Annotated in this window: 22 protein-coding genes and 5 tRNA genes; 10 read left to right on the top strand and 17 right to left on the bottom strand. The window is 70.2% G+C overall.

Annotated features, from left to right (window positions below; all coding sequences use genetic code 11):
- Positions 1 to 54 precede the first annotated feature (54 nt).
- Together leuD and leuC are read right to left on the bottom strand one after the other, a co-directional pair.
- The gene (leuD, locus tag ACGFYQ_RS06725; RefSeq protein WP_393740630.1) at positions 55 to 648 is read right to left on the bottom strand and encodes a 3-isopropylmalate dehydratase small subunit; all 594 of its coding nucleotides are present in this window, start codon (positions 646 to 648) and stop codon (positions 55 to 57) included.
- 5 nt (positions 649 to 653) lie between these two features.
- Complete coding sequence (leuC, locus tag ACGFYQ_RS06720) at positions 654 to 2078, bottom strand: 3-isopropylmalate dehydratase large subunit (RefSeq protein WP_393740628.1); 1425 nt, start codon at positions 2076 to 2078, stop codon at positions 654 to 656.
- Positions 2079 to 2197: 119 nt separating this feature from the next.
- Here leuC and ndgR point away from each other — a divergent pair, with 119 nt between their 5' ends.
- Positions 2198 to 2914, top strand: coding sequence for an IclR family transcriptional regulator NdgR (ndgR, locus tag ACGFYQ_RS06715; protein ID WP_007266782.1), 717 nt, complete (start codon positions 2198 to 2200; stop codon positions 2912 to 2914).
- A gap of 170 nt (positions 2915 to 3084) precedes the next feature.
- Here the strand turns inward: ndgR and ACGFYQ_RS06710 are convergent.
- The 9 genes from ACGFYQ_RS06710 to ACGFYQ_RS06670 all read right to left on the bottom strand — a co-directional run bounded on the left by ACGFYQ_RS06710 (position 3085) and on the right by ACGFYQ_RS06670 (position 7081).
- Positions 3085 to 3157 (bottom strand) — tRNA-Glu (locus ACGFYQ_RS06710).
- A gap of 23 nt (positions 3158 to 3180) precedes the next feature.
- Positions 3181 to 3252, bottom strand: a tRNA-Gln gene (locus tag ACGFYQ_RS06705).
- Between the two features lie 24 nt (positions 3253 to 3276).
- A tRNA-Glu gene (locus ACGFYQ_RS06700) sits at positions 3277 to 3349 on the bottom strand.
- 61 nt (positions 3350 to 3410) lie between these two features.
- Positions 3411 to 3483 (bottom strand) — tRNA-Glu (locus tag ACGFYQ_RS06695).
- A 27-nt stretch (positions 3484 to 3510) separates the two neighbouring features.
- Positions 3511 to 3582 (bottom strand) — tRNA-Gln (locus ACGFYQ_RS06690).
- An 87-nt stretch (positions 3583 to 3669) separates the two neighbouring features.
- Positions 3670 to 4398: an HAD family hydrolase gene (locus ACGFYQ_RS06685; protein WP_393740626.1), complete on the bottom strand. Its 729-nt coding sequence runs from the start codon at positions 4396 to 4398 to the stop codon at positions 3670 to 3672.
- A 142-nt stretch (positions 4399 to 4540) separates the two neighbouring features.
- Positions 4541 to 6016 carry a glutamate--tRNA ligase gene (gene gltX, locus ACGFYQ_RS06680; protein ID WP_393740624.1) on the bottom strand — a complete coding sequence of 492 codons (1476 nt, stop codon included), beginning with the start codon at positions 6014 to 6016 and terminating at the stop codon, positions 4541 to 4543.
- A complete protein-coding gene (locus ACGFYQ_RS06675) occupies positions 6009 to 6797 on the bottom strand; it encodes a fumarylacetoacetate hydrolase family protein (RefSeq protein ID WP_393740622.1) in 789 nt (262 codons plus the stop codon). The genes gltX and ACGFYQ_RS06675 overlap by 8 nt, the downstream gene beginning before the upstream one ends.
- 95 nt (positions 6798 to 6892) lie before the next feature.
- Positions 6893 to 7081 (bottom strand): hypothetical protein, encoded by a 189-nt coding sequence (locus tag ACGFYQ_RS06670; protein ID WP_362393999.1) that lies wholly within the window; start codon positions 7079 to 7081, stop codon positions 6893 to 6895.
- A gap of 569 nt (positions 7082 to 7650) precedes the next feature.
- Here ACGFYQ_RS06670 and ACGFYQ_RS06665 point away from each other — a divergent pair.
- The 8 genes from ACGFYQ_RS06665 to ACGFYQ_RS06630 all read left to right on the top strand — a co-directional run bounded on the left by ACGFYQ_RS06665 (position 7651) and on the right by ACGFYQ_RS06630 (position 18016).
- On the top strand, positions 7651 to 11310 hold the full coding sequence (locus tag ACGFYQ_RS06665) for a nitrate- and nitrite sensing domain-containing protein (protein WP_393740620.1): 3660 nt from the start codon (positions 7651 to 7653) through the stop codon (positions 11308 to 11310).
- A gap of 9 nt (positions 11311 to 11319) precedes the next feature.
- Complete coding sequence (locus ACGFYQ_RS06660; protein WP_150212026.1) at positions 11320 to 11733, top strand: roadblock/LC7 domain-containing protein; 414 nt, start codon at positions 11320 to 11322, stop codon at positions 11731 to 11733.
- A gap of 151 nt (positions 11734 to 11884) precedes the next feature.
- A complete protein-coding gene (locus ACGFYQ_RS06655) occupies positions 11885 to 12277 on the top strand; it encodes a DUF742 domain-containing protein (RefSeq protein ID WP_030037344.1) in 393 nt (130 codons plus the stop codon).
- Entirely contained in the window at positions 12258 to 12842 is a 585-nt protein-coding gene (locus ACGFYQ_RS06650) for an ATP/GTP-binding protein (protein ID WP_328927838.1), read from the top strand. Before ACGFYQ_RS06655 ends, ACGFYQ_RS06650 begins: the two co-directional genes overlap by 20 nt.
- A 333-nt stretch (positions 12843 to 13175) precedes the next feature.
- Positions 13176 to 16364 (top strand): nitrate- and nitrite sensing domain-containing protein, encoded by a 3189-nt coding sequence (locus tag ACGFYQ_RS06645; protein WP_393740617.1) that lies wholly within the window; start codon positions 13176 to 13178, stop codon positions 16362 to 16364.
- A 10-nt stretch (positions 16365 to 16374) separates the two neighbouring features.
- On the top strand, positions 16375 to 16788 hold the full coding sequence (locus ACGFYQ_RS06640) for a roadblock/LC7 domain-containing protein (RefSeq protein ID WP_030037347.1): 414 nt from the start codon (positions 16375 to 16377) through the stop codon (positions 16786 to 16788).
- Positions 16789 to 16881: 93 nt separating this feature from the next.
- Entirely contained in the window at positions 16882 to 17448 is a 567-nt protein-coding gene (locus ACGFYQ_RS06635) for a DUF742 domain-containing protein (protein ID WP_393740615.1), read from the top strand.
- Positions 17429 to 18016, top strand: a complete 588-nt coding sequence (locus ACGFYQ_RS06630; RefSeq protein ID WP_215149809.1) for an ATP/GTP-binding protein — start codon at positions 17429 to 17431, stop codon at positions 18014 to 18016. The genes ACGFYQ_RS06635 and ACGFYQ_RS06630 overlap by 20 nt, the downstream gene beginning before the upstream one ends.
- Positions 18017 to 18187: 171 nt before the next feature.
- Here ACGFYQ_RS06630 and ACGFYQ_RS06625 read toward each other — a convergent pair whose 3' ends face one another.
- Both ACGFYQ_RS06625 and ACGFYQ_RS06620 read right to left on the bottom strand, forming a co-directional pair.
- On the bottom strand, positions 18188 to 18385 hold the full coding sequence (locus ACGFYQ_RS06625; RefSeq protein WP_393740612.1) for an acyl-CoA carboxylase subunit epsilon: 198 nt from the start codon (positions 18383 to 18385) through the stop codon (positions 18188 to 18190).
- A gap of 15 nt (positions 18386 to 18400) precedes the next feature.
- Positions 18401 to 19984, bottom strand: a complete 1584-nt coding sequence (locus tag ACGFYQ_RS06620; RefSeq protein WP_393740610.1) for an acyl-CoA carboxylase subunit beta — start codon at positions 19982 to 19984, stop codon at positions 18401 to 18403.
- Between the two features lie 247 nt (positions 19985 to 20231).
- On the opposite strand from ACGFYQ_RS06620, the gene ACGFYQ_RS06615 reads away from it, so the two are divergent.
- On the top strand, positions 20232 to 20855 hold the full coding sequence (locus tag ACGFYQ_RS06615; RefSeq protein WP_393740608.1) for a YceI family protein: 624 nt from the start codon (positions 20232 to 20234) through the stop codon (positions 20853 to 20855).
- Positions 20856 to 20914: 59 nt separating this feature from the next.
- Here the strand turns inward: ACGFYQ_RS06615 and ACGFYQ_RS06610 are convergent, their stop codons facing one another.
- The 4 genes from ACGFYQ_RS06610 to ACGFYQ_RS06595 form a co-directional block, all read right to left on the bottom strand.
- Positions 20915 to 22258: a hypothetical protein gene (locus ACGFYQ_RS06610; RefSeq protein ID WP_393740606.1), complete on the bottom strand. Its 1344-nt coding sequence runs from the start codon at positions 22256 to 22258 to the stop codon at positions 20915 to 20917.
- Positions 22259 to 22358: 100 nt separating this feature from the next.
- Positions 22359 to 23987, bottom strand: coding sequence for a citramalate synthase (gene cimA, locus ACGFYQ_RS06605; RefSeq protein ID WP_393740604.1), 1629 nt, complete (start codon positions 23985 to 23987; stop codon positions 22359 to 22361).
- Between the two features lie 352 nt (positions 23988 to 24339).
- The gene (locus ACGFYQ_RS06600) at positions 24340 to 24960 is read right to left on the bottom strand and encodes a TetR/AcrR family transcriptional regulator (protein ID WP_393740602.1); all 621 of its coding nucleotides are present in this window, start codon (positions 24958 to 24960) and stop codon (positions 24340 to 24342) included.
- A 29-nt stretch (positions 24961 to 24989) separates the two neighbouring features.
- Entirely contained in the window at positions 24990 to 26036 is a 1047-nt protein-coding gene (locus ACGFYQ_RS06595; RefSeq protein ID WP_393740600.1) for an agmatine/peptidylarginine deiminase, read from the bottom strand.
- Positions 26037 to 26046 lie beyond the last annotated feature (10 nt).

Here is a 26046-nt window from a genome sequence, read left to right as displayed (position 1 = left end):
ACAGTGTTGTCGATGTGATCACCCAAAGGTGAATAAGCGCTGATCAGGCTGGAATCAGGCCTGAATCGTGCGCGGCTTGAAGCCCGGTCGGGCGCTTTCGTACGTGGCGATGTCCGCTTCGTTCTGAAGGGTGAGCGAGATGTCGTCCAGCCCCTCCAGCAGCCTCCATCGGGCGTTGTCGTCGAGTTCGAACTCCGCCTCGATGCCTTCCGCCCGCACCTGGCGGTCGACCAGGTCGACGGTGATCTCGGCGGTGGGGTCGGCCTCGGTCAGCTTCCACAGCCGGTCGACGGTCTCCTGGGGCAGGAGGACGGTCAGCAGGCCGTTCTTCAGCGAGTTCCCGCGGAAGATGTCGGCGAAGCGGGAGGAGATGACCGCCTTGAAGCCGAAGTTCTGCAGGGCCCAGACGGCGTGCTCGCGCGAGGAACCGGTGCCGAAGTCGGGGCCGGCGACCAGTACGGTCGCGCCGGCGCGCTCCGGGCGGTTGGTGATGAACTCCGGGTCCTTGCGCCAGGCCTCGAAGAGTCCGTCCTCGAACCCGTCGCGGGTGATCTTCTTCAGCCAGTGGGCCGGGATGATCTGGTCGGTGTCGACGTTGCTGCGGCGCAGCGGTACGGCCCGGCCGGTGTGGGTGGTGAAGGCTTCCATGGTTCTCAGACTCCGGCGGTCGCGTGGGCGGCGGACAGGTCGGCGGGCGAGGCCAGATGGCCCAGTACCGCGGTGGCGGCGGCCACCTGCGGGGAGACCAGGTGCGTGCGCCCGCCCTTGCCCTGGCGGCCCTCGAAGTTGCGGTTGGAGGTGGACGCGGAGCGCTCACCAGGGGCCAGTTGGTCGGGGTTCATGCCCAGACACATCGAGCAGCCCGCGTGCCGCCATTCGGCGCCGGCCTCCGTGAAGACCTTGTCCAGGCCCTCTGCCACGGCCTGCAGGGCGACCCGGACCGAGCCGGGGACGACCAGCATCCGTACGCCGTCGGCGACTTTGCGGCCCTCGATGATCCCGGCGACGGCGCGCAGGTCCTCGATGCGGCCGTTGGTGCAGGAACCTACGAAGACGGTGTCGACCTTGATGTCGCGCAGCGGCTGTCCGGCGGTCAACCCCATGTACTCCAGGGCCTTTTCGGCGGCGTGGCGCTCCGAAGCGTCCTCGTACGAAGCGGGGTCGGGGACGTTGGCCGAGAGCGGCGCGCCCTGGCCCGGGTTGGTGCCCCAGGTGACGAACGGGGCCAGCGTCGTACCGTCGATGACGACCTCGGCGTCGAAGACCGCGTCGTCGTCGGTGCGCAGCGTCTTCCAGTACGCGACCGCCGCGTCCCACTCCTCGCCCTTCGGGGCGTGGTCACGGCCCTCCAGGTAGTCGAAGGTGGTCTGGTCGGGGGCGATCATGCCCGCGCGGGCGCCGGCCTCGATCGACATGTTGCAGATGGTCATGCGGGCTTCCATCGACAGCTGCTCGACGGCCTCGCCGCGGTATTCCAGGATGTACCCCTGGCCGCCGCCGGTACCGATCTTGGCGATGATCGCCAGGATCAGGTCCTTCGCGGTGACACCCTCGGCCAGCGCGCCGGTAACGGTGATCGCCATCGTCTTCGGGCGGGCCAGCGGCAGCGTCTGGGTGGCCAGCACGTGCTCGACCTGGCTGGTGCCGATGCCGAAGGCCAGCGCGCCGAAGGCGCCGTGCGTGGAGGTGTGGGAGTCACCGCAGACCACGGTGGTGCCGGGCTGGGTCAGGCCCAGCTGCGGTCCCACGACGTGGACGACGCCCTGCTCGACGTCGCCGAGCGAGTGCAGCCGTACGCCGAACTCGGAGCAGTTCTTGCGCAGCGTCTCAAGCTGGGCCCGGGAGACCGGGTCCGCGATCGGCTTGTCGATGTCCAGGGTGGGGGTGTTGTGGTCCTCGGTCGCGATGGTGAGATCGAGGCGTCGGACCTTGCGGCCGGCCTGGCGCAGGCCCTCGAAGGCCTGGGGGCTGGTCACCTCGTGCAGCAGGTGCAGATCGATGAAGAGGAGGTCGGGCTCGCCTTCGGCGCGCCGGACGACATGGTCGTCCCAGACCTTCTCCGCGAGTGTCCTACCCATCGCTTTCCCTCCGGCTCACCGTCCCGGACCCATTGGTTCGTGGACCCGTACATACAGACTCGCTGTTTCTTGGAAAATTTGAACTTGCGTTTCACAGTGTGAGACGTGAATATCGTTTCATGGACAACTCTAGCGGCGTCGGCGTTCTCGACAAGGCAGCTCTGGTATTGAGCGCACTGGAGTCCGGTCCGGCCACCCTCGCCGGGCTGGTCGCGGCGACAGGGCTCGCACGACCCACGGCACATCGCCTTGCCGTGGCACTGGAACACCACCGGATGGTGGCGAGGGACATGCAGGGCCGGTTCATCCTCGGACCGCGGCTGGCGGAGCTCGCCGCCGCGGCCGGCGAGGACCGCCTGCTGGCCACGGCCGGACCGGTGCTCACCCACCTCCGTGACGTGACGGGCGAGAGCGCGCAGCTCTACCGCCGTCAGGGCGACATGCGTATCTGCGTGGCGGCCGCCGAGCGGCTGTCGGGCCTCCGGGACACCGTCCCGGTGGGCTCCACGCTGCCCATGAAGGCGGGCTCGGCCGCGCAGATCCTGATGGCCTGGGAGGAGCCCGAGCGGCTCCACCGCGGCCTGCAGGGCGCGCGCTTCACGGCGACGGCGCTCTCGGGCGTACGGCGCCGCGGCTGGGCGCAGTCGATCGGCGAGCGGGAGCCCGGTGTGGCCTCCGTCTCGGCGCCGGTGCGCGGGCCGTCGAACCGCGTGGTGGCCTCGGTGTCGGTCTCCGGGCCGATCGAGCGCCTGACCCGCCACCCGGGCCGGATGCACGCCCAGGCCGTCATCGACGCGGCCGCCCGCCTCACGGAGGCGCTGCGCCGCTCCGGCTGACCTGACCTGCCCCTTTCTCAACCCCCGGGCCCGGGGGCGCGTACGACGCCGCACACGTCCGAACACGCGCCTCCGGGCCCGTACTTACGTCGCCGCAAACGCCTGCGCCCACGTCGGCGCGAACGACGAAGAGGCCCTCCGCGATGAACGCGGAGGGCCTCTTCGATGCGTACCCCCGACCGGATTCGAACCGGCGCTACCGCCTTGAGAGGGCGGCGTGCTAGGCCGCTACACAACGGGGGCTAGCTGGTGCTGCTGTTACTGCGCTGGGCTACCAGGACTCGAACCTAGAATAAGGGAACCAGAAACCCTCGTGTTGCCAATTACACTATAGCCCAAAGTGGTCTAGACCAGACCAACAGTACCCCCGACCGGATTCGAACCGGCGCTACCGCCTTGAGAGGGCGGCGTGCTAGGCCGCTACACAACGGGGGCCCTAGCGATCCTGCATCAAGACGTCCGGGTGCGACCCTGGAGATCTCGCGGGAAGGATCTGTACCCCCGACCGGATTCGAACCGGCGCTACCGCCTTGAGAGGGCGGCGTGCTAGGCCGCTACACAACGGGGGCAAAGCACTGCGTTACTACTGCACTGCGCTGGGGTACCAGGACTCGAACCTAGAATAAGGGAACCAGAAACCCTCGTGTTGCCAATTACACTATACCCCACCAAAAGTCAACCCCCTGCGGGGTTTTCTTTCTTTGGTGTTGCCCCCGTCCGGCCTTTCGGCCCGCTCCGGCGGCGCAGAAAGAACATTACCGGATGCCTGACCGTGCTCCAAAACGGGTATCCCGTGCCAGCAGCTCCGGGAGTCCCTCAAGTCCGGCGATGCGGTGCACGCCGTCGGGCCCGTCCCCACGGCGGCCGTCGCGGTCGAGCCAGATCGCCAGCAGTCCGGCGTCCCGTGCCCCGCGCGCGTCGATCTCCGGCTGGTCACCCACGTACGCCACCTCGCCCGGCGGCAGCGCCATCGCCTCGCAGGCGGCCAGGAAGGCCCCGGCCTCGGGCTTGCTGACCCCGAGCTCGACGGCGCAGACCAGCACTTCGAAGCGGTCGCGCAGGCCGAGGTCACGCAGCTTGGGGTCCTGGTTGACGGTGGAGGAGTTGGAGAGCACCCCGTGCCGGTAGTCGGCGGCGAGGGCGTCCAGCGCGGGCACCACGTCGGGGAAGACGGACCAGGCGGTCTTGTAGTGCTCGATGTACCGGTCGAACCAGGCGTCCGCCTCGTCGGCCGTCATCCCGGGCTCCCCGAGGAACTCCCGCACCCGCTCCTGGCGCTGCCCCTGGAAGGTGCCCTCGCCGGCGGCGAAGCGCGCCCAGTGCCGGTCGGTGATCCGCCGCCACAGCGCCAGCGCCTGCGCGGCGGTCCCGTACCGCTTTGCGATCCCGTCGGACTCCAGCTGGCGCGCGAGCCCGGCGGCGTCGGCCCCCGTGTAGTCGAAGAGGGTGTCGTCGATGTCCCACAGCACGGCGCGGATCGGCATGGGGCCGAGCCTACGCCGGACGTCCGTCCCCCGTGGGCGGGACGGGAAAGAAAGATCGCGAACTGCCGCCGGGAACGCCGCAGGGGGCGGCGGCCGGAGATCCGGCCGCCGCCCCCTGCGGGACTACGGGTACTGGTGCCGCCTAAGCGGCGAGCCTGGCCAGGGCCGCGTCGATGCGGGCCAGGGACCTCTCCTTGCCCAGGATCTCCAGGGACTCGAAGAGCGGCAGGCCGACGGTGCGGCCGGTGACGGCCACGCGCACCGGAGCCTGGGCCTTGCCGAGCTTGAGGCCGTGGGCCTCGCCGGCGGTCAGGACGGCCTGCTTGAGGGACTCCGGGTCCGACCAGTCGGCGGCCTGGAGGGTCTCGCGCGCGGTGGTGAGCAGCGCCGCCGGCTCGCCCTTCATCGCCTTGTCCCACGAGGGCTGGTCGAAGACCGGCTCCTTCAGGAACAGGAAGTCGACGTTGGCCGTGATGTCCGACAGGACGGTCACACGGGTCTGGGCGTACGGGGCGATGCGCGCCCAGGCCTCGGCGTCGAAGTCCTCGGGCGCCCAGTTGGCGTGCGGGGCCCGGAGCCACGGGGTGCAGGCGTCCGCGAAGGCCTTCGGGTCGAGCAGGCGGATGTGGTCGGCGTTGATCGCCTCCGCCTTCTTGATGTCGAAGCGGGCCGGGTTCGCGTTGACGTCCGGGATGTCGAACTTCGCCACCATCTCCTCGATCGAGAAGATGTCCTGGTCCTTGGAGAAGGACCAGCCGAGGAGCGAGAGGTAGTTCAGCAGGCCCTCGGGGAGGAAGCCGCGCTCGCGGTACAGGTTGAGCGAGGACTCGGGGTCCCGCTTGGAGAGCTTCTTGTTGCCCTCGCCCATCACGTACGGCAGGTGGCCGAACTCCGGGACGCCGGTGGCGATGCCGAGCTCCATCAGCGCCTTGTAGAGCGCGATCTGGCGCGGGGTGGAGGACAGCAGGTCCTCGCCGCGCAGCACGTGCGTGATCTGCATCAGCGCGTCGTCGACCGGGTTGACCAGCGTGTACAGGGGGGCGCCGTTGGCCCGCAGGATGCCGAAGTCCGGCACGTTCTCCGGGGTGAAGGTCAGCTCGCCGCGGACCAGGTCGGTGAAGGTGATCGGCTCGTCGGGCATCCGGAAGCGGACGATCGAGGGGCGGTGCTCGCCCTGGTACGCCTCCAGCTGCACGGTGGTCAGCTCGCGGCAGTGGCCGTCGTAACCGGAGGGCTTGCCGGCCGCGCGGGCGGCGGCGCGGCGCGCGTCCAGCTCCTCGGTGGTGCAGTAGCAGTCGTACGCGTAACCGCCATCGCGCAGCCGCTGGGCGACGTCCGCGTAGATGTCCATGCGCTGGGACTGGCGGTACGGGGCGTGCGGGCCGCCGACCTCGGGGCCCTCGTCCCAGGTGAAGCCGAGCCAGCGCAGCGAGTCGAGCAGCTGCTCGTACGACTCCTCGGAGTCGCGGGCCGCGTCGGTGTCCTCGATGCGGAAGACGAACGTACCGCCGTGGTGGCGGGCGAACGCCCAGTTGAAGAGGGCCGTCCGGACCAGGCCCACGTGGGGGTTGCCGGTCGGGGAGGGACAGAAACGTACGCGGACGTTCGCGTTAGCCACGCTTGATCACCTTGTTGGTGAGAGTGCCGATGCCTTCGATGGTGACGGCGACCTCGTCGCCGACGTTGAGGGGGCCGACTCCGGCCGGGGTCCCCGTGAGGATGACGTCGCCCGGGAGCAGCGTCATGGCCTCGGTGATGTGGACGATCAGGTCCTCGATGGAGCGGACCATGTCACTGGTGCGGCCCAGCTGACGCTGTTCGCCGTTGACCGTGCACTGGATGGCGAGGTCGCTCGGGTCCAGGTCGGTCTCGATCCAGGGGCCGAGGGGGCAGGAGCTGTCGAAGCCCTTGGCGCGGGCCCACTGCTTCTCCCGCTGCTGGACGTCGCGCGCGGTGACGTCGTTGGCGCAGGTGTAGCCGAGGATCACGTCCTTGACGCGCTCCTTCGGGACCTCGCGGCACATGCGGCCGATGACCACGGCGAGCTCCGCCTCGTGGTGGAGGTCCTGGGAGAAGGAGGGGTACGTGATCGGGTCGCCCGGGCCGACCACCGAGGTGGAGGGCTTGAAGAAGGTGATGGGGGCCTCGGGGACCTCGTTGCCGAGCTCCGCCGCGTGCTCCGCGTAGTTGCGGCCGATGGCCACGACCTTGTTCGGGAGCACGGGCGGCAGCAGCCGGACCTTGCTGAGCGGGACCTTCGTACCGGAGAGCTCGAAGTCCGCGAACGGGATGCCCTTGATGATGTCGAGGACGAGCTCTCCCTCGGCGCCGGGGGCGGCGTTGCCCTCGACCGCGCCGAAGGCGACATTGCCGTCGATCGAGAACCTGGCGATGCGCACGTGTTGCGTCTGCCCCTCTGTATTTCCGCTGGCTGGAGTCTGCGGCTCCAGGCTAACGCGGCGGGCAGTGGCGCTTCGCTCTCTTTTGGCCGGGGCTACTGCGCGGCGGCCGCCACGGGCGCGTCCATCAGGATCGTGCGCCGCGGGTTGGCGGTCTGCGTCGGCAGCTCGACGGCGTGCTCCGGGGTGGCCGGGGCCGCCTGCAGGTCCTCCGCGTCCTTGAGGTGCGCGAGGGTCGTGCGGCGGGGGTTGGCTATGTTGCGGAACATCGTCGTCGTCTTCATCGGAGTTTCGGGCCCTCGGCTCGCTCGTGGTGTGGTCGGTCGGCGACGTGCGCCAACCCTTTAAGGGGCAAGGCTAAACATCTGAATCCCCCACCGAACCGGGAAGTAATGGCCACGGCTATGTGAGTTTGCTCACCACTGACCAGGCATTACCGGCATAACGGACAGCCAACTTCACCTCGCGAAACGGACATTGCGCCACTGAATGCGCCATTCCGCTCCTGATCATCTCGACTGGGACACCTTGCCAGCCGCGGTGTTTGGATGATGTAAGTCCGGTTTACCCCGAAAGCAGTCGCACGTGCTGTAGCGCCCCCGTCACGAGCCGTAGCCGACTCTCCGAGCCGGTGCTCGCACCTTGTTGGAGATCCCCCACTGTGCTGGAATTCGCGGGACCGCCGCGGGAATCAGCCGGCGCGCAGGTGGCGCGACACAGCGCCGAGCGCGGTGGCAAGGAGAGGGAGACGCGCCGGTCACCGACGACCACCATGGGGCCGTTAGTGCCCCACGACTCGACACCGTCCCACCGGTCGCCCGGCGGGACGCCTGGTCCAGAGGTTGCGACGCTAGTGCAGGGACGATTCAAGAGGGATGGCAGCGCTGCGGCGGAGCAGGAGCCGCGCGGCGGGACCGACCGTGGCTCCTCGCCCCAGCACGCCCAGAACCGCGGGCCGGCTGTCGAAGGCGCAGGCCCCGACTCCTCCGCCACGGTGAAGGCGAAGGGCCGAGGGAAGTCCGTCAAGGCCGCCAAGGCCAAGGCCGGGTCGGTCGAGCAGGACGTGGCGATACCGAAGGCCCCCAGTGGGCCCGGTTCCCGTCTCGCCATGCAGAACTGGCGCATCAGCACGCGACTGGTGTCGCTGCTGACCCTGCCGGTCGTCGCCGCCACCACGCTCGGTGGCGTCCGCATCAACGACTCGCTCAACGACATCGCGCAGCTGGAGCACATGCAGCTGCTGACGACGATGACCCGGCAGGCCACCAACCTGGCCGCCGCGCTCCAGGAGGAGCGCGACAAGTCCGCGGGTCCTCTGTCGGTCCCGGGTGCGGCGGGAAAGCCCAACAGCACCGTCACGAACGTCCGTGACACCACCGACGCCGCCGCCAAGGCCTTCACCGCCGCGACCGACAAGGTCGACAGCACGGAGGACAAGGACGAGACGCTCAAGTCGATCCGCAACAACATCCTGCAGATCGGCCGCCAGCTCACCCTCATCGAGGACATCCGCAGCAAGGCGTACGCGAACGGCGCCCAGCAGACGGTCACCGAGTACAACAGCCTGATCGTCTCGCTGCTCTCGCTCTCCCAGGACATGGCGCAGGCCACCTCCAGCCCGGAGATGATCAAGCGCACGCGCGCCCTGGCGGCCTTCTCCGCCGCCAAGGAGTACGCGTCCGTCCAGCGCGCGATCATCGCCGCCTCGCTCCCCGACAGCGCCGAGAGGCAGGGCGAGCTGAAGGAGAACGACCGTCTGTACGCCCTGTCCGCGCTCAAGGGCGAGCAGCAGTCCAAGAAGACCTTCGAACTCGTCTACCAGGGCAAGTCCGAGGAGCTCCTCGCGTCGCTCGGCGACGGCAACACGGAGATCGGCACCGCCGACCACTACGCGCGCCGCGTCCTGAGCACCAAGGACCAGTTCCTCAAGGAGAAGAACCGGTCCTGGATGGACTGGTACGACGCCGACGACACCAAGCTCCAGGCGATGAAGGTCATCGAGCTGACCCTGCTCGAGGACATGGAGCAGAAGGCCCGCGAGCTCAAGAACGAGTCGCAGCAGGACGCCATCATCAACGGTGCCCTGATCCTCCTCGTCCTCGGTGTCTCCCTCGTCGGCGCCTTCGTCATGGCCCGCTCGATGATCCGCTCGCTGCGCCGCCTGCAGGACACCGCGACGCGCGTCGCCCAGGACCGGCTCCCCGAGCTCGTCAAGCAGCTGTCCGAGTCCGACCCGCAGGACGTGGACACGTCCGTGGAGTCCGTCGGCCTGCACACCCGCGACGAGATCGGCCAGGTGGCCGCGGCCTTCGACGACGTGCACCGCGAGGCCGTCCGCCTCGCCGCCGAGCAGGCCCTCCTCCGGGGCAACGTCAACGCGATGTTCACCAACCTCTCGCGCCGCTCGCAGGGCCTCATCCAGCGCCAGCTCTCGCTCATCTCCGAGCTGGAGTCGCGCGAGGCCGACCCGGACCAGCTGTCCTCCCTCTTCCGGCTCGACCACCTCGCGACCCGCATGCGCCGTAACGGCGAAAACCTCCTCGTCCTCGCGGGCGAGGAGCCGGGCCGCCGGTGGACCCGCCCCGTCCCGCTCGTCGACGTGCTCCGTGCCGCCGCGTCCGAGGTGGAGCAGTACGAGCGCATCGAGCTGGCGTCGGTGCCCGGCACCGATGTCGCCGGCCGCGTCGTCAACGACCTCGTGCACCTCCTCGCCGAGCTGCTGGAGAACGCCACCTCGTTCTCCTCCCCGCAGACCAAGGTCAAGGTCACCGGTCACGCGCTGCCCGACGGCCGCGTGCTCGTCGAGATCCACGACACCGGTATCGGCCTCTCCCCCGAGGACCTCGCCGCGATCAACGAGCGGCTCGCGTCGCCGCCGACCGTGGACGTCTCCGTCTCCCGACGCATGGGCCTGTTCGTGGTCGGCCGCCTGTCCCTGCGACACGGCATCCGCATCCAGCTGCGTCCCTCCGACTCGGGCGGCACCACGGCCCTCGTCATGCTTCCGGTGGATGTCGCCCAGGGCGGCAAGAAGCCGGCTCCGATGGCGGGCCAGGGCGGTCAGGGCGGCCCCGGTGGCGCTCAGGGCGGCCCGGGCGGTGGCCAGGCTTCCGGGCCGGGTGCGGGCGCACGTCCGCCCGTCGGCGCGGCTCCGCAGCGCGGCCAGGTCTCCGGCAGCGGTCAGCGTGCCGCCCTGCCGGGACGCGACGGCGGCCCCGGCCAGCAGCGCCCGCAGGGCGGCCCGGGTGCTCCCGGCGGCCGCCCGCAGGCGGGTCAGACGACCACGGGTCAGGGCCAGGGCGGCTTCGGCGGCGGTGCTCCGCTGCCGGGCCGCGGCCCGCAGGCCCGTCCGGTGTCCGCGCCCTCCGCTTCCGGGCCGTCCGCTTCCGGGCAGGGCGGACTCCCGCAGGGCAACGGCTTCGAGCGTCCCCAGCAGAACCAGCAGCCCCAGCAGGCTCCGCAGAACCAGCAGGCTCCGCAGCAGCGTCAGCAGCCGCCGGCCGCCCCCGCGGCTCCGGCTTCCCGCGGCGCGCGGCCGCAGCTGCCGCCGCGCGGTGGCGCCCCCCGCCCCGAGCTCCCCGGTCCGCAGACCACCAGCTGGGGCGCCGACCAGGCCCGCGGCCACGACGAGCTCTCGGGCCCCGGCTCGACCTCCGAGTTCCCCCGCCCGGACTTCAACGCCCCGATGCCCCAGGCGGACAACCTGGGCAGCACCACCGGTCAGTTCGAGCGTCCGGACGTACGGGGCCCCCTGGACCCGTCGGCCACCGGGCAGTTCGAGCGCCCCGGCGGCTACCAGCCCCAGCGTCCCGGCGGCCCCGGTGTCGGCGGCTTCGCCCGCCAGCCCCAGGCCCCGCAGCAGCCTCAGCAGCAGCAGTACCAGCAGCCGCAGGCTCCGCAGCAGGGCGGCGGGTACGCCCCCGTACCGCCCCGGCGCACGGAGGCTCCCGGCCTGCCGCAGGCCCACCGGCCCGAGGCGCTGCCGCCGGCGGGGAGCTCCGGCGACGCCCGCAGCCCGATCTTCGACACGCTGGAGTCGAACTGGTTCCGCGAGGAGGGGCAGCAGCCCCCCGCGCAGGCACCGGCAACGGCGACACCCCAGCAGGGCCGGCAGCCGCAGCAGTCCGCCCCGGCTCCGCAGCAGCACCTGCCGCAGCGCGGCCAGGAGCACGCGGCCGAGCCCGCGGCGACCGGCAGCATGCCGACCGTCAGCTGGAAGTCGTCTCCGAACGACGAGCTGATGCGGCAGGCCGAGCGCGTGCGCCAGCCCGCCGCCGGCGGCATCACGACCTCGGGGCTGCCCCGCCGGGTCCCGCGGGCGAACCTCGTGGCCGGCACGGCGCAGCAGCAGGCCGACGCGCAGGCCGGTCCGCAGGTCTCGCGGGCGCCGGACGACGTCCGCGGCCGTCTGACCAACCTCCGACGCGGTATCCAGCAGGGCCGCCAGGCCGGCAACAGTGGTCCGGCAACCGGCAGTTACCACATCGACCCCACTTACCAGCAGGAGCGATAGTTGAGTTCGATGAGCCAGGCGGCACAGAACCTGAACTGGTTGATCACCAACTTCGTGGACAACACCCCTGGGGTGTCCCACACCGTGGTGGTCTCCGCCGACGGACTCCTTCTGGCGATGTCCGAAGGTTTCCCCCGCGACCGCGCCGATCAGCTGGCGGCCGTGGCCTCCGGACTGACCTCGCTGACCGCCGGAGCCTCCCGCATCTTCGAGGGTGGCGCCGTCAACCAGACCGTGGTGGAGATGGACCGGGGATTCCTCTTCCTCATGTCGGTCTCCGACGGGTCCTCCCTCGCCGTACTGGCGCACCCCGAGTGCGACATCGGCCTCGTCGGCTACGAGATGGCCCTCCTCGTGGACCGTGCCGGCAGCGTCCTCACCCCGGACCTGCGCGCGGAACTGCAGGGCAGCCTGCTCAGCTGACTTCCCCACTCCCGGCCGGACGGTACTGCCGGCCGGGGGACCGGGGCCCCGGCCCCGGAACCCAGTACCACCGACAGGCCGTCATACCGTCCCCCCACCGGCCGCCCCGTCAGACGGCACGCTGACCACTGCTGTCCAGCCCGGAGGATCAATGACCCCGCCCCCCGCCTACCCCGATGCGTACGGAGACTCGTACTCGGAAGGCGACCAGCCGCTGGTGCGTCCGTACGCGATGACCGGTGGCCGGACCCGGCCCCGCTACCAGCTCGCCATCGAGGCCCTGGTCAGCACCACCGCCGATCCGATGCACCTGTCCGGCCTGCTCCCCGAGCACCAGCGCATCTGCACCTTGTGCCGCGAGGTCAAGTCGGTCGCCGAGGTCTCCGCACTGCTGTCGATGCCGCTCGGTGTCGCCCGGATCCTCGTCGCCGACCTGGCGGAGGCCGGAATGGTGGCCATCCACCAGCCGGGCAATGGAGAGGCCGGCGGCACGCCGGATGTAACGCTGCTCGAAAGGGTGCTCAGTGGCCTTCGGAACATCTAGCGGTGGAGCGGCTCCCCGCTCCACCACCTCCGCGAAGATCGTGGTGGCGGGCGGCTTCGGCGTGGGCAAGACCACGTTCGTCGGAGCCGTGTCCGAGATCAACCCGCTGCGTACCGAAGCGGTCATGACCTCCGCGAGCGCGGGGATCGACGACCTCACGCACACCGGTGACAAGACGACCACGACCGTCGCGATGGACTTCGGCCGCATCACCCTGGACCAGGACCTGATCCTGTACCTCTTCGGTACGCCGGGCCAGGACCGCTTCTGGTTCATGTGGGACGACCTGGTCCGTGGTGCCATCGGGGCGATCGTGCTCGTGGACACGCGCCGGCTCGCCGACTGCTTCCCCGCCGTCGACTACTTCGAGAACAGCGGCCTGCCTTTCGTCGTGGCCCTCAACGGCTTCGAGGGACACCAGCCGTACACCCCCGAGGAAGTCCGCGAGGCCCTGCAGATCGGCCCTGGCGCCCCCATCATCACCACCGACGCCCGCCACCGCGCGGACGCCAAGAGCGCGCTCATCACGCTCGTCGAGCACGCCCTCATGGCGCGTCTCAAGTAACACCACACCGGCAGCCCGGCTCAAGCGGCACCACTCAAGTCCCACGGGTTCTTCACAACGTGAGAGGGCGGGCTGTGTCATAGGACACGGCCCGCCCTCTTGGTTCATAACGTTTCGACAGACAATTGCCGCCAGTTGGCCACGGGGTGCGTTCGGTTGGTGCCCCTACGCGCACAACTCCCCCTATTTTTGCCGCAGGAAGCTCTTTATGTCCGATTTACGTGGGGCATAAGGCTCTGGGAATGGCCGGTTTCAACTGTTTGGAACACGGCCGTTAACCGTGCTGGAATTCAACGAACTAGCTAGTAGCACCGCCGGAAGGTTGTTGGTCGAGTGAGGCGAAGCATCGCAAGCCCCGCGGATGAACCCGCGCGCGGCAACTTCACCCCGCCGCCGCGAGCGGCCGCGTCGCCCGTAGACGTGCCCGTGGAACCACCCGTGAGCAGTGGGAGCACCAGCAGGTTCTCCCCCCGCAACTGGCGTGTGCCGACCCGTCTGAACGCCATCCTGCTCGTGCCCGCCCTCGTCGGGCTGGTCATGGGCGGCTTCCAGGTGAAGGGATCCGTCGACACCTGGAACGAGGCCAAGGACGCCGAGCAGATAGCCAGGGTCGTCCAGGCCGCCTCGGAATACGGCCAGGCGCTGCTCAACGAGCGTGACCTCACGGCGGAGCCGCTGCTGAGCGGAAACGCCAACAGCGAGATCGTCACCAAGGCCCGCGGCGCGACCGACGCGGCCAAGGTGAAGTTCGACAAGGTCGTCCAGGACATGCCGAAGAACCAGGGCATGGAACGGCGTCTGGACCTCTTCCGCGCGGAGGAGCCGAACCTGAAGCTCGTCCGCGAGAAGGCGTACCTGGCCGCGGCCGAGAGCCCCAAGAAGAACCCCCCCACGGCGTTCGGGCCCATCCCGACCGAAGAGGGCTATGTGCTGGTCCAGCACTACCTCATGCAGTTCGCCAACGAGCTCGGCCTCGGCACCGGCAACGTGACCTCGTACGGCCGCATGGTCTACGCGATCCAGCTGGCCAAGGCGGCGAACTCGCTGCAGCGCTCCGTCGGCACCCACCTGCTGGTCCGCCCGAGCACCAACGAGGACATCCGCAAGGCCCAGCTCGTCGCGTTCTCCTCGTACGCCTACCTCGAAGAGATCGCCCAGGGCGAGTACGTCGCCGCGGGCACCGAGGAGGACGTGAACCGCCTCCGCGAGGTCATGCAGAAGAAGTCCGACGAGGGGGCCGCCAAGCTCGCCGAGGCCAAGCGCCAGGCCGAGCAGGCCGGCGTCCGCTTCGTGCCCCCGCCCGTGGTCAACAAGTCGGCGCTGACCGGCATGACCGAGGCGATAGCCAGCGGCGAGAACAAGACCAAGCTGGCCGCCAACGGCACCACGCCCCAGTTCTGGCAGGCCGCGGCCACCGCGAAGTTCGACGGCTACGACGAGATCGAGAAGGAACTCCTCGACAAGGCCGTCAAGGACGCCGTCGCGGTCTCCGACGAGGCCCGCACGGACGCCATCACCAACGGCGCCATCGTGGTCGTGTCCCTGCTCGCGGCCTTCATCCTGGCCGGTCTCATGGCCCGCCAGATGGGCCGCGCGATGCGCCGCCTGCGCTCCGCCGCCTTCGACATCGCCGAGCAGCGCCTGCCGATGCTCGTCGACCAGCTCTCGCGCACCGACCCGGGCAAGGTGGACACCCGCGTCCACCCGATCCCGATCGACTCCCAGGACGAGATCGGCGAGGTCGCCCGTGCCTTCGACCAGGTCCACCGGGAAGCGGTCCGGCTCGCCGCCGAGCAGGCGCTCCTGCGAGGGAACGTCAACGCGATCTTCACCAACCTCTCGATGCGCAACCAGTCCCTGATCGAGGGCCAGCTGACCCTCATCACCGACCTGGAGAACAACGAGGCGGACCCGGACCAGCTGGAGAACCTCTTCCGCCTGGACCACCTGGCCACCCGTATGCGCCGCAACGGCGAGAACCTCCTCATCCTCGCGGGTGAGGAGCCGGGCCGCCGCTGGGACCAGCCGGTGCCCCTCGTCGACGTCCTGCGCGCCGCCTCCTCCGAGGTGGAGCAGTACGAGCGCATCGAGCTCTCCGGCGTCTCCGACGCCGAGATCCACGGCCAGGCCGTGACCGACCTCGTGCACCTGCTCGCCGAGCTCCTGGAGAACGCCACCACGTTCTCCTCCCCCCAGACCAAGGTCCGCGTCAACGCGACCCGTCTGCCGGACGGCCGCGTGATGGTCGAGATCCACGACAAGGGCATCGGCCTGACCGCCGAGGACTTCGCGGACATCAACCACAAGCTGGCCAACCCGCCGACCGTGGACGCCGCGATCTCGCAGCGCATGGGTCTGTTCGTGGTCGGCCGGCTGGCGGACCGCCACAGCATCCGCGTCCAGCTGCGCCCCTCGGGCGAGGCGGCCGGCACCACCTCGCTGGTCATGCTTCCCGACGCCATCACCCACGGTGGTGGTGGAGAGGGCATACCGGACGACGACTTCACGGTCTCCTCGATCATCCCGGAGCAGAAGGCCCAGCTGCAGGCGCCGCTGCGTACGGCCGCCGAGCTCGGTTTCGACGACTCCCGCTACGACCAGCAGGGCGGCGACGCCCAGCTCGACCCGGTCGGGCGCTCGCTCCTCGCCGAGGAGCGGCGGGCCGCGCTGAAGGCCCAGGCCTCCTACGGGCAGGACGAGCAGGAGTACGCCGACCACGCTGCGCAGGAGTATCCGGAACCTCAGCCTGAGCACGGGTACCAGCCGTACCAGGGCTACGAGCAGCAGCCCGAGCAGGGCTACGACAGCTCGTACGAGGCCCAGCAGGGTCAGCAGGGCTTCGACGCCTACCCGCAGCAGGGCTACGCCTATCCGGAAGCCGGCTACGAGGACGGCCGGCAGACCGGCCAGGGCTACGACAACGGGTACGAATCCCAGTCGGGACAAGCCGAGTGGCCCGGTCAGAACACGTATCCGGCCGGCTACCAGCAGGATTACGGGACCGAATCGGAATCCCCCGCCGTCCCCGAACGGGCCGCGGACCGCGTAGGCTTCGACCGTCCGGGCGCCGCTTCCGACACCGGTCACCAGATGACCGGAGCGGGCCTGCCGCGCCGCGGCAGCCAGCAGCAGTGGCAGCCGGCACAGCAGGAAGCGGAGTCCACCGGATCCCTCTTCGAGCAGCGGCCGCAGCGTCAGCAGCAGCCCGCTGAGACGGAGCGGGCGCCGGAGGCGAAGGAAGGCAGCACGGGCTGGCGTTCGGGCAATGACGAGCGCTGGCAGCAGGCCGCCAAACTCCGTGAGCCGAAGGCGGGCGGGGTCACCCCGTCCGGTCTCCCTCGGCGGGTGCCCAAGGCCAACCTGGTCGAGGGCGCGGCGGAGACGACCCCGCAGGGCGGCCCCCAGGTCTCCCGCGCACCGGAGGACGTCCGCGGCAGGTTGAGCAACCTGCGGCGCGGTGTCCAGCAGGGACGCAGCGCGGGTTCTGAGCAGTCAAGTAACAGCTATGACCAGGAGCGTTAGTGTGAGCCCGATGAGCCAGGCGGCACAGAACCTGAACTGGTTGATCACCAACTTCGTGGACAACACCCCTGGGGTGTCCCACACCGTGGTGGTCTCCGCCGACGGACTCCTTCTGGCGATGTCCGACGGGTTTCCGCGCGACCGCGCCGATCAGCTGGCGGCCGTGGCCTCCGGTCTGACCTCGCTGACCGCCGGAGCCTCCCGCATCTTCGAGGGTGGCGCCGTCAACCAGACCGTGGTCGAGATGGACCGGGGATTCCTTTTCCTCATGTCCGTCTCGGACGGATCTTCGCTCGCGGTGCTCGCGCACCCCGAGTGCGACATCGGCCTCGTAGGCTACGAGATGGCCCTTCTGGTGGATCGCGCGGGCAGTGTCCTCACCCCGGACCTGCGCGCCGAGCTGCAGGGAAGTCTTCTCAACTAGCAGACAGGCAGTGCGTTTCGCGCCATCGCACCATAGGGTGCGGTGGCGCGGTTCCACAGGGAGTACTGCGTACTTGGAGTCGGAGGAGGAAACGTGACAACACCCGGAGGACATCCTTATGGCGGCGCGCAGCAGCCGCAGGGTGGGCACGACCAGAACCGCTTCAACTTCCCCTCCTCCCCCAGCCGGCCCGTGCCGGAGCACAACCCCTACCAGCAGCAGCCGCCGTACGGCCAGCCGCAGCAGCCGTACGGGCAGCCGCACGTGCCTCCGCAGCAGCAGCCTCCGCGTGCCGTGCGGCAGCCGGCGCCGAAGGCGCACAACCCGCTGGTGCGTCCGTACGCGATGACCGGCGGCCGTACTCGGCCGCGCTACCAGCTCGCCATCGAGGCGCTGGTCAGTACCACGGCCGATCCCGCGCGACTGCAAGGGCAATTGCCCGAGCACCAGCGCATCTGCCGTCTGTGCCAGGAGATCAAATCCGTCGCGGAGATCTCGGCACTCCTCTCCATTCCTCTTGGTGTCGCCCGCATCCTCGTCGCCGACCTGGCGGAAGCGGGCCTTGTCGCCATTCACCAGCCCGGCGGCGATGAGTCTGCCGGCGGCCAGCCAGATGTGACACTGCTCGAAAGGGTGCTCAGTGGACTTCGCAAGCTCTAACGGCGGAGCGGCTCCCGCCCGCTCCACCACCTCCGCGAAGATCGTGGTGGCGGGCGGCTTCGGCGTGGGCAAGACCACGTTCGTGGGCGCGGTCTCCGAGATCAACCCGCTGCGCACCGAAGCCGTCATGACCAGCGCCTCCGCCGGCATCGACGACCTCACCCACACCGGTGACAAGACGACCACCACGGTCGCGATGGACTTCGGCCGCATCACGCTGGACCAGGACCTGATCCTGTACCTCTTCGGTACGCCGGGCCAGGACCGCTTCTGGTTCATGTGGGACGACCTGGTGCGCGGTGCCATCGGCGCCGTCGTGCTCGTGGACACGCGCCGGCTCGCCGACTGCTTCCCCGCCGTCGACTACTTCGAGAACAGCGGCCTGCCGTTCGTCGTGGCCCTCAACGGCTTCGACGGGAACCAGGCCTACACCCCGGAGGAAGTCCGCGAGGCCCTGCAGATCGGCCCGGACGCCCCCATCATCACCACCGACGCCCGCCACCGCGCGGACGCCAAGAGCGCGCTCATCACGCTCGTCGAGCACGCCCTCATGGCCCGCCTGCGGTAGCGGCCGCCACCGAACAGCCGTAAGGCCCCCGTGTCCCTGACGCGGGGGCCTTCGCCGTATGCGGTGTGCGGTGTGCGGTGTGCCGCGCGCCGCGCTGCGCGCCGTGTGAGGCGGGGACGCGCGAAGGCCCCGCACCCTGTCGGGTACGGGGCCTTGCGTGGGGCTCGGGGCTCAGCCCTGCCAGCTGTGCGGGGCGCGGAAGCCCGGGGTGCGCTCCAGGCGGCGCCAGCCGGCCTGGGAGCGGCCGGCGGGGACCGCGGTGTCCTCGGGGGCGGCGGCGGCGCGGGCGAGCAGGATCGCGGTGATCGCGGCCAGCTCCTCCGGCTCGGCGTTGCCCTTCTCGACGCGCAGCAGCATGTCGGTGCTCATCGGTGGCTTGTCTCCTTACTGCGGCGGGTTGCCGTGCTTGCGGGACGGCAGGTCGGCGTGCTTGTTGCGGAGCATCGCGAGGGCGCTGACGAGGACCTCGCGGGTCTCGGCGGGGTCGATGACGTCGTCCACGAGGCCGCGCTCGGCCGCGTAGTACGGGTGCATCAGCTCGGCCTTGTACTCCTTGACCATGCGCACGCGCATGGCCTCGGGGTCCTCGGCGTCCGCGATCTGCTTGCGGAAGATGACGTTGGCCGCGCCCTCGGCGCCCATGACGGCGATCTCGTTGGTGGGCCAGGCGTAGGTGAGGTCGGCGCCGATGGACTGGGAGTCCATGACGATGTACGCGCCGCCGTAGGCCTTGCGCAGGATCAGCGAGATCCGCGGGACGGTGGCGTTGCAGTACGCGTACAGCAGCTTGGCGCCGTGGCGGATGATGCCGCCGTGCTCCTGGTCGACGCCCGGCAGGAAGCCGGGGACGTCCAGCAGGGTGACGATCGGGATGTTGAAGGCGTCGCACATCTGGACGAAGCGCGCGGCCTTCTCGGAGGCCTCGATGTCCAGGACACCGGCGAGGTGGCCGGGCTGGTTGGCGACGATGCCGACGACCTGGCCGTTCATCCGGGCCAGGGCGCAGATGATGTTGCGGGCCCAGCGCTCGTGGATCTCCAGGACGTCGCCCTCGTCGACGATCTCCTCGATGACCTTGAGCATGTCGTACGGGCGGTTGCCGTCGGCGGGCACCAGGTCCAGCAGGACCTCGCTGCGGCGGTCCGCCGGGTCGCTCGTCTCGTGGACGGGCGGGTTCTCGCGGTTGTTGGAGGGCAGCATCGAGATGAGGTAGCGGACCTCGGAGATGCAGGTCTCCTCGTCGTCGTACGCGAAGTGCGCGACGCCCGAGGTCTCGGCGTGCACGTCCGCGCCGCCGAGGCCGTTCTGGGTGATCTCCTCGCCGGTCACCGCGCGGACCACGTCCGGGCCGGTGATGAACATCTGCGAGGTGTCCCGGACCATGAACACGAAGTCCGTGAGGGCCGGGGAGTACGCGGCGCCGCCGGCGCACGGGCCCAGCATGACCGAGATCTGCGGGATGACGCCCGAGGCCTTGGTGTTGCGCTGGAAGATGCCGCCGTAGCCGGCGAGGGCGGAGACGCCCTCCTGGATACGGGCGCCGGCGCCGTCGTTCAGGGAGACCAGCGGAGCACCGGCCGCGATGGCCATGTCCATGATCTTGTGGATCTTCGTGGCGTGGGCCTCGCCCAGGGCACCGCCGAAGATGCGGAAGTCGTGCGCGTAGACGAAGACCGTGCGGCCCTCGACCGTGCCCCAGCCGGTGATGACACCGTCGGTGTAGGGCTTCTTGCCCTCCAGGCCGAAGCCCGTGGCGCGGTGGCGGCGGAGCTGCTCGACCTCCTTGAAGGAGCCTTCATCGAGGAGCAGCGCGATGCGCTCGCGGGCGGTCAGCTTGCCCTTGGCGTGCTGGGTCTCGGTCGCGCGGTCACTGGGGCCGCGCCGCGCCTGCTCGCGCAGGGAGTGCAGCTCGGCCACGCGCCCACGGGCGTCCGTCGGCTCGCTCGGGGTCTGGTCCACAACGGTCATGTACCGACCTTACGAAGCGCGGGGTCAAAAACCTCCGTTGATTCCACACAGTCTCCGGTGTCATCAGCTGTCCGGCCCGCACAGAACGGTTCGGGGATGTGCCGAGTCCACCAGCGGGGGCCATCGTCCTTTGTCACTCCTCCACAAATCGGCATGACACCCCGCCTAGAAGTTGAAATTTAAACGGAATGGGTCTAGCGTCAATCTCGTTGAAAGTTCAACGAACATCACTACCGAGGAGGAAGCCATGGGTCTCTTCACCCGCCGCAACCAGACCGCATCCGTCCAGGGGTCCCACGCCGCCGTCGCCACGCTCGAAGTGGACCCGGCCCTCGCCGCCCTCACCGGCGACTACGTCATCGACGCCGGCCACAGCAGCATCGGCTTCACCGTCCGCCACGCCATGGTGACCAACGTCCGCGGCAGCTTCGCCGAGCACGAGGGCACCCTGCACCTGGACGGCGGCGACCCGTCCCGCTCCACCGCCGCCATCGACGTGAAGATCGCCTCGGTCAACACCGGGATCGCCGACCGCGACGCCCACCTGCGGAGCGGCGACTTCTTCGACGCCGAGGCCTTCCCGCTGATGACGTTCCGCTCCACCGGGGCGGCCCGGCTCGGCAGCGACACGTACCGCATCACGGGCGAGCTGACGATCAAGGACGTCACGCGGCCGCTCTCCATCGACCTGGAGTTCGCCGGCTCCGCCACGGACGTCTACGGCAACGAGCGCGTCGGCTTCGAGGGCTCCGCCGAGATCCTGCGCTCCGACTGGGGCCTGACCTGGAACGCGGCGCTGGAGGCCGGCGGTGTCATGGTCAGCGACAAGGTGAAGCTGTCCTTCGACATCTCGGCCATCAAGCAGGCCTGACCGGCCGGGGGCGGAACCCCGGTGGGGGTCCCGCATGGCCCCAGGGCCATGGGGCGAGGTCAGAAGCCGCCCCCGCCGTCGAAGCCGCCACCGCCGCCGAAGTCACCGCCGCCGAAGTCGGACGGGTTGAAGTCGGCCCCCGAGACGTCCCCGCCGTCGTACCCGCCGCCCATGCCGCCGCCGAAGTCCGAGGCGTAGGCGGGGCTGGACATCATCGAACCGAGCATCGTGCCCATGAGCAGGCCGGGCAGGATGCCGCCGCCGAAGTAGCCGCCCGCCCAGGGGCCGTACGCCGGGCCCGCGTCGTAGTACGGGCGCCGGCCGTACTCGGTGTCGACCGTGCGGACCGCCGGGTCCAGGCCGTCCCTCAGCCGGACGGCGTCCGCCGTGCAGACCGGCACGGTACGGGCGGCCCCGCCGGCCGGGGCCCACGCGGCGTCCTCGGTGCTCGGCCCGTGCCGCGGGTCGAAGAAGCAGGGCGAGCGGCGCTCGGGCACCGGCCGCCGCTGCCGGCGCGCGTCCAGGCAGGCCAGGGCGTAGCGGCCGTCCTCCAGCGCCTCGGTCACGCCCTGGACCTCCTCGGGCCGCTGCACGGAGGCCATGATCTGCTTCGCCTTCTCGTACGAGTCGAGCCCCTGCTCGTAGTCCTTGCGCATGGCGTCGTCGGCGCCGGGCTCACCGGGGTGGAAGTCGAGGCGGTCGAGTTCCTCGCCGAAGGCCGTGATGTCCTCGTCGACGACCACGCTGAGCCGCTCGATGGCCTCGCGCCGAACCTCTTCCTTCTTCTTCCGGTTGCGGCGGACCAGCGCGTACGCGCCGCCGCCGCCGACCGCGGCCACCACGCCGAGGGTGATCAGGCCGCCGACCGGGGCGCCCTGCTCGTCACCGACGCTGCCCCAGGAGGCCGGGGCGCTGCCCTTCGCCTGGCTCAGGGCCTGGTCCACGAAGTTGTTGAGCTGCGTGCTCGCGTCCACCGGCGTGCCGGTCTTCACGGCCTCGGTGAGATTGCGTACGGCGTTGGTCGGCATGACCGCCCTGTCGGCGCCGGCGTTGAAACCGTCGCCGAGCCGGATCGCGTAGAGCCCGGTGATCCCGGTCTCGGCGCGGACGGCGCTGAGCACCTTGTCCTGCGGGAACTCGGCAGTGGCCGGCAGCACGGCGACGAAGACCGGCTTCCCGGCGTCCTTGATCTTCTGCGCGAGCGCGTCCGCGTCCGCCTTGGGCAGCTGCGACTCCGCTCGCGGGTCGACGTAGACGGGGCCCTCCTTGAGGGCCTCACCCACGGCGGCGACCCCGGTGGCGGCCGACGCCTGCGGGGCGGCCACCAGGGCGGTCCCCGACAGGGCCAGCAGCAGACCGGCCAGCAGCGATCCACAGCGAACTGAGATAAGCCTGGTCCTCATACCCACGACGCTACCCGAACCAGGATTTTCCTGTGTGAGCTGGACATAAGCCCGTCCGGGCCCGCCGGCGCCCCGCGCCGACACGTGCCGGCGGCCGCGGCTACTCGGCCGGTTCCACGCCCGCGTGGAGGAGGCCGTACGTGAAGGCGTCCTCCAGGGCCTGCCAGGACGCCGCGATCACGTTCGGGGCCACGCCGACCGTGGACCACTCGCGGACGCCGTCCGTCGTGGCGACCAGCACGCGGGTCGTCGACTCCGTGCCGTGCTTGCCCTCCAGGATGCGGACCTTGTAGTCCACCAGCTCGAACTTGGCGAGCTGCGGGTAGAACCGCTCCAGCGCCACCCGCAGCGCCCGGTCCAGCGCGTTGACCGGGCCGTTGCCCTCCGCCGTCGCGACGATCCGCTCGCCCTTGGCCCACAGCTTGACCGTGGCCTCGTTGGCGTGGGTGCCGTCCGGGCGGTCCTCGACGATCGCCCGCCAGGACTCGATGCGGAAGTACTTGCGGGCCCGGCCCTCGGCCTCGGCGCGCAGTAGCAGCTCGAAGGAGGCGTCGGCGGCCTCGTACGTGTAGCCCTGGAGCTCCCGCTCCTTGACCCGCTCCACGACCCGGGAGATCAGCGCCCGGTCCCCGCCCAGCTCGACGCCGAGCTCCTTGCCCTTGAGCTCGATGGAGGCGCGCCCGGCCATGTCGGATACCAGCATCCGCATGGTGTTGCCGACCCGCTCGGGGTCGATGTGCTGGTAGAGGTCCGGGTCGACCTTGATGGCCGAGGCGTGCAGGCCCGCCTTGTGCGCGAAGGCGGAGACGCCGACGTACGGCTGGTGCGTGGAGGGCGTGAGGTTGACGACCTCGGCGATCGCGTGCGAGATCCGGGTCATCTCGGCGAGCGCGCCCTCGGGGAGCACCTTGCGGCCGTACTTGATCTCCAGGGCGGCGACGACGGGGAAGAGGTTGGCGTTGCCCACGCGTTCGCCGTAGCCGTTCGCCGTGCACTGGACGTGGGTGGCGCCCGCGTCCACGGCTGCCAGGGTGTTGGCGACGGCGCAGCCGGTGTCGTCCTGGGCGTGGATGCCCAGGCGCGCGCCGGTGTCGGCGAGGACGGTCGCGACCGTCGCCGTCACCTGGGCGGGCAGCATGCCGCCGTTGGTGTCGCAGAGGATGACGACATCGGCGCCGGCCTCGTGGGCGGCGCGTACGACGGACTTCGCGTACTCGGCGTTGGCGCGGTATCCGTCGAAGAAGTGCTCGCAGTCGACGAAGACCCGGCGGCCCTGGGCGACCAGGTAGGAGACCGTGTCCCGGACCATCTCCAGGTTCTCGTCCAGGGTGGTGCGCAGGGCGAGTTCGACGTGGCGGTCGTGGGACTTGGCGACGAGCGTGATGACCGGGGCGCCGGACTCCAGCAGGGCCCGCACCTGCGGGTCCGCGGCGGCCGAGCCGCCTGCCCGGCGGGTCGCGCCGAAGGCGACCAGCTGCGCGTTCTTGAAGTCGATCTCGGCGCGGGCGCGGGCGAAGAACTCGGTGTCCCGGGGGTTGGCGCCCGGCCAGCCGCCCTCGATGAAACCCACCCCGAACTCGTCCAGGTGACGGGCGATCGTCAGCTTGTCGGCGACCGTGAGGTTGATGCCCTCGCGCTGGGCGCCGTCGCGCAGCGTGGTGTCGAAGACGTGGAAGCTGTCGTCCAGGCCCCCTGAGCGCACAGTTGCCGCCTCTGGTGTCGTCGTCATGCTGATCTGACTCCTGTCGGATGAGTGGTTTCCGGATACCCGGGATCCACTGCCCCCATCATCGCGCGCAGGCCGGTCCCGGCAGGGATGGGCCGGGAAACGAAAAAACCTCTCGCGGGTAGCGAGAGGTCTGCGCGCGGGTCTGAGGCACGGTGGCCGCTTCCGCGAAGTTCTTCCACGGTTCAGCGGCCACTGGGGACCGGCGCGCTGCTGGCGATAATCATGAGCTGAGCAGGCACGCTCGCAGTGTGCCACAACGCTCGCCGCGGATGGACAGGGATCTCAGCATGCGGGCAGCGGCCCGCCATCCGCACGTGGATCGCCGACCGGGTGCGGCACCGTTGGACAGGACCTAGTCGTGCGGGGTGAGGGATTCCGTCAGGAACTCGTGTACGTGGTCCAGGATCGCCTCCCGGTCCAGCGTCGGCAGGCCCACCGCGAGCTGGATGCTGAATCCGTCGAGCAGGGCCCGGATGCGGGCCGCGACGCGGTCGGGGTCCACCCTGCGGAACTCGCCGCGCGAGATGCCCTCCGCGAGCAGCGCCACCAGGTCGCGGTGCCAGGCGCCCTCGATGGCCGCCTGGCGGTCGCGCTCCTGCGGGCCGGCGTTCTGGGAGCGGTTCCAGACCTCCAGCCACAGCGTCCAGTGCGGGTCGCGGGCCTGCGTGGGCACGTACAGGTCGACGTACGCGCGCAGGCGCTCGGTCACCGGGCCGCGCCGGGACAGCAGGGCCCGGCGCTGGGTGCCCAGTTCCGCCTCGCTCCACTCCAGGGTCTGCAGCAGGAGTTCGTCCTTGCTGCGGAAGTAGTAGAGGAGGTGGCCGCTGCTCATGCCGACCTCGCGGCCCAGACCGGCCATGGTCAGGCCTTCCAGGCCCCGCTCGGCGATCGTGGCCATGGCGGCGACGAGTACGTCCTCGCGCGGGGGCGCGTTCTTGCGCGCCGCCCGTACCGGTACTCCACCCGCCACCATGGGCCCACTCCTTGTCCGGATCCCGAAGGTCAGACCTTCGGCTGCTGCTGGGTGATGCAGTGGATTCCGCCACCCCCGGCGAAAATCGTACGTGCGTCAACGAGTGTCACGGTCCGCTCGGGGAACAGTCCGCGGAAGATCTCGGCGGCCTCTTCGTCGCGCGGGTCGTCGAAGGAGCACAGCACGACACCGCCGTTGCACAGGTAGTGGTTGATGTACGAGTAGTCCACCCACTCCCCGTCCTCCTCCAGCACGGTCGGCGCCGGGATCTCCACGACCTCCAGCTGCCGGCCCCGGGCGTCGGTGGACGCCCGCAGGATGGCGGCGATGGTCTTGCAGCGCTCGTGGTCCGGGTGGGCCGGGTCGGGCTGGGTGTGCACCATGACCACGCCGGGGCGGGCGAAGGCGGCGACGATGTCCACGTGGCCCTGGGTGCCGTAGGTGCCGTAGTCGCCGGCCAGGCCGTACGGGAGCCAGATCGCCTTGGTGGTGCCCAGGTGGGCGTGGATCTCGGCCTCCACCTGCTGGCGGGTCCAGCCGGGGTTGCGGCCCTCGCCGAGCTGCACGGTGTCGGTGAGGAGCACGGTGCCCTCGCCGTCGACGTGGATGGCGCCGCCCTCGTTGACGAGCGGGGTGCTGTACGTACGGGTGCCGGCGAGGTCGGAGACGGACCGGGCGATCTTCGAATCGTGGTCCCAGCGGGCCCACTCCTGGGCGCCCCAGCCGTTGAAGGTCCAGTCCACCGCGGCCAGCTCGCCGGCGTCGTTGGTGACGAAGGTCGGACCGATGTCGCGCATCCAGGCATCGTCGAGCTCGCGCTCGACGAGCTGCACGTCGTCGCCGACGACGGCGCGGGCGCTCTCGGCGTCGCCGGGCGAGACCACCAGGGTCACGGGCTCGTACGAGCGGACCGCGCGGGCCACGGCGCCCCAGGCCCCGCGGGCCTCGGCGAGCTCCTGCTCGTTGGTGAAGGTGGGGTTGGGGCTGGGCCAGGCCATCCAGGTGCGCTCGTGCGGCATCCACTCGGCGGGCATCCGGAAGCCGTCGTTCACGGGCTTGGCGGGCTGTGCAGTCATGGCAGGGGTC

This window comes from Streptomyces sp. NPDC048258, assembly GCF_043201995.1.
Taxonomy (GTDB): domain Bacteria; phylum Actinomycetota; class Actinomycetes; order Streptomycetales; family Streptomycetaceae; genus Streptomyces.
This window is presented reverse-complemented; position numbering and strand designations above follow the sequence as displayed.

Excerpts from the sequence above, each read along its gene's own strand:
- ACGFYQ_RS06625 (WP_393740612.1), bottom strand. The coding sequence starts at position 18,385 with ATGAGCACCGACATGCTGCTGCGCGTCGAGAAGGGCAACGCCGAGCCG.
- ACGFYQ_RS06640 (WP_030037347.1), top strand. The coding sequence starts at position 16,375 with ATGAGCCAGGCGGCACAGAACCTGAACTGGTTGATCACCAACTTCGTG.
- ACGFYQ_RS06685 (WP_393740626.1), bottom strand. The coding sequence starts at position 4,398 with ATGCCGATCCGCGCCGTGCTGTGGGACATCGACGACACCCTCTTCGAC.
- ndgR (WP_007266782.1), top strand. The coding sequence starts at position 2,198 with ATGGACAACTCTAGCGGCGTCGGCGTTCTCGACAAGGCAGCTCTGGTA.
- leuD (WP_393740630.1), bottom strand. The coding sequence starts at position 648 with ATGGAAGCCTTCACCACCCACACCGGCCGGGCCGTACCGCTGCGCCGC.
- ACGFYQ_RS06600 (WP_393740602.1), bottom strand. The coding sequence starts at position 24,960 with ATGGTGGCGGGTGGAGTACCGGTACGGGCGGCGCGCAAGAACGCGCCC.
- leuC (WP_393740628.1), bottom strand. The coding sequence starts at position 2,078 with ATGGGTAGGACACTCGCGGAGAAGGTCTGGGACGACCATGTCGTCCGG.
- ACGFYQ_RS06655 (WP_030037344.1), top strand. The coding sequence starts at position 11,885 with ATGACCCCGCCCCCCGCCTACCCCGATGCGTACGGAGACTCGTACTCG.
- ACGFYQ_RS06620 (WP_393740610.1), bottom strand. The coding sequence starts at position 19,984 with ATGACCGTTGTGGACCAGACCCCGAGCGAGCCGACGGACGCCCGTGGG.
- ACGFYQ_RS06595 (WP_393740600.1), bottom strand. The coding sequence starts at position 26,036 with ATGACTGCACAGCCCGCCAAGCCCGTGAACGACGGCTTCCGGATGCCC.
- ACGFYQ_RS06615 (WP_393740608.1), top strand. The coding sequence starts at position 20,232 with ATGGGTCTCTTCACCCGCCGCAACCAGACCGCATCCGTCCAGGGGTCC.
- ACGFYQ_RS06660 (WP_150212026.1), top strand. The coding sequence starts at position 11,320 with ATGAGCCAGGCGGCACAGAACCTGAACTGGTTGATCACCAACTTCGTG.
- ACGFYQ_RS06670 (WP_362393999.1), bottom strand. The coding sequence starts at position 7,081 with ATGAAGACGACGACGATGTTCCGCAACATAGCCAACCCCCGCCGCACG.
- cimA (WP_393740604.1), bottom strand. The coding sequence starts at position 23,987 with ATGACGACGACACCAGAGGCGGCAACTGTGCGCTCAGGGGGCCTGGAC.
- ACGFYQ_RS06610 (WP_393740606.1), bottom strand. The coding sequence starts at position 22,258 with ATGAGGACCAGGCTTATCTCAGTTCGCTGTGGATCGCTGCTGGCCGGT.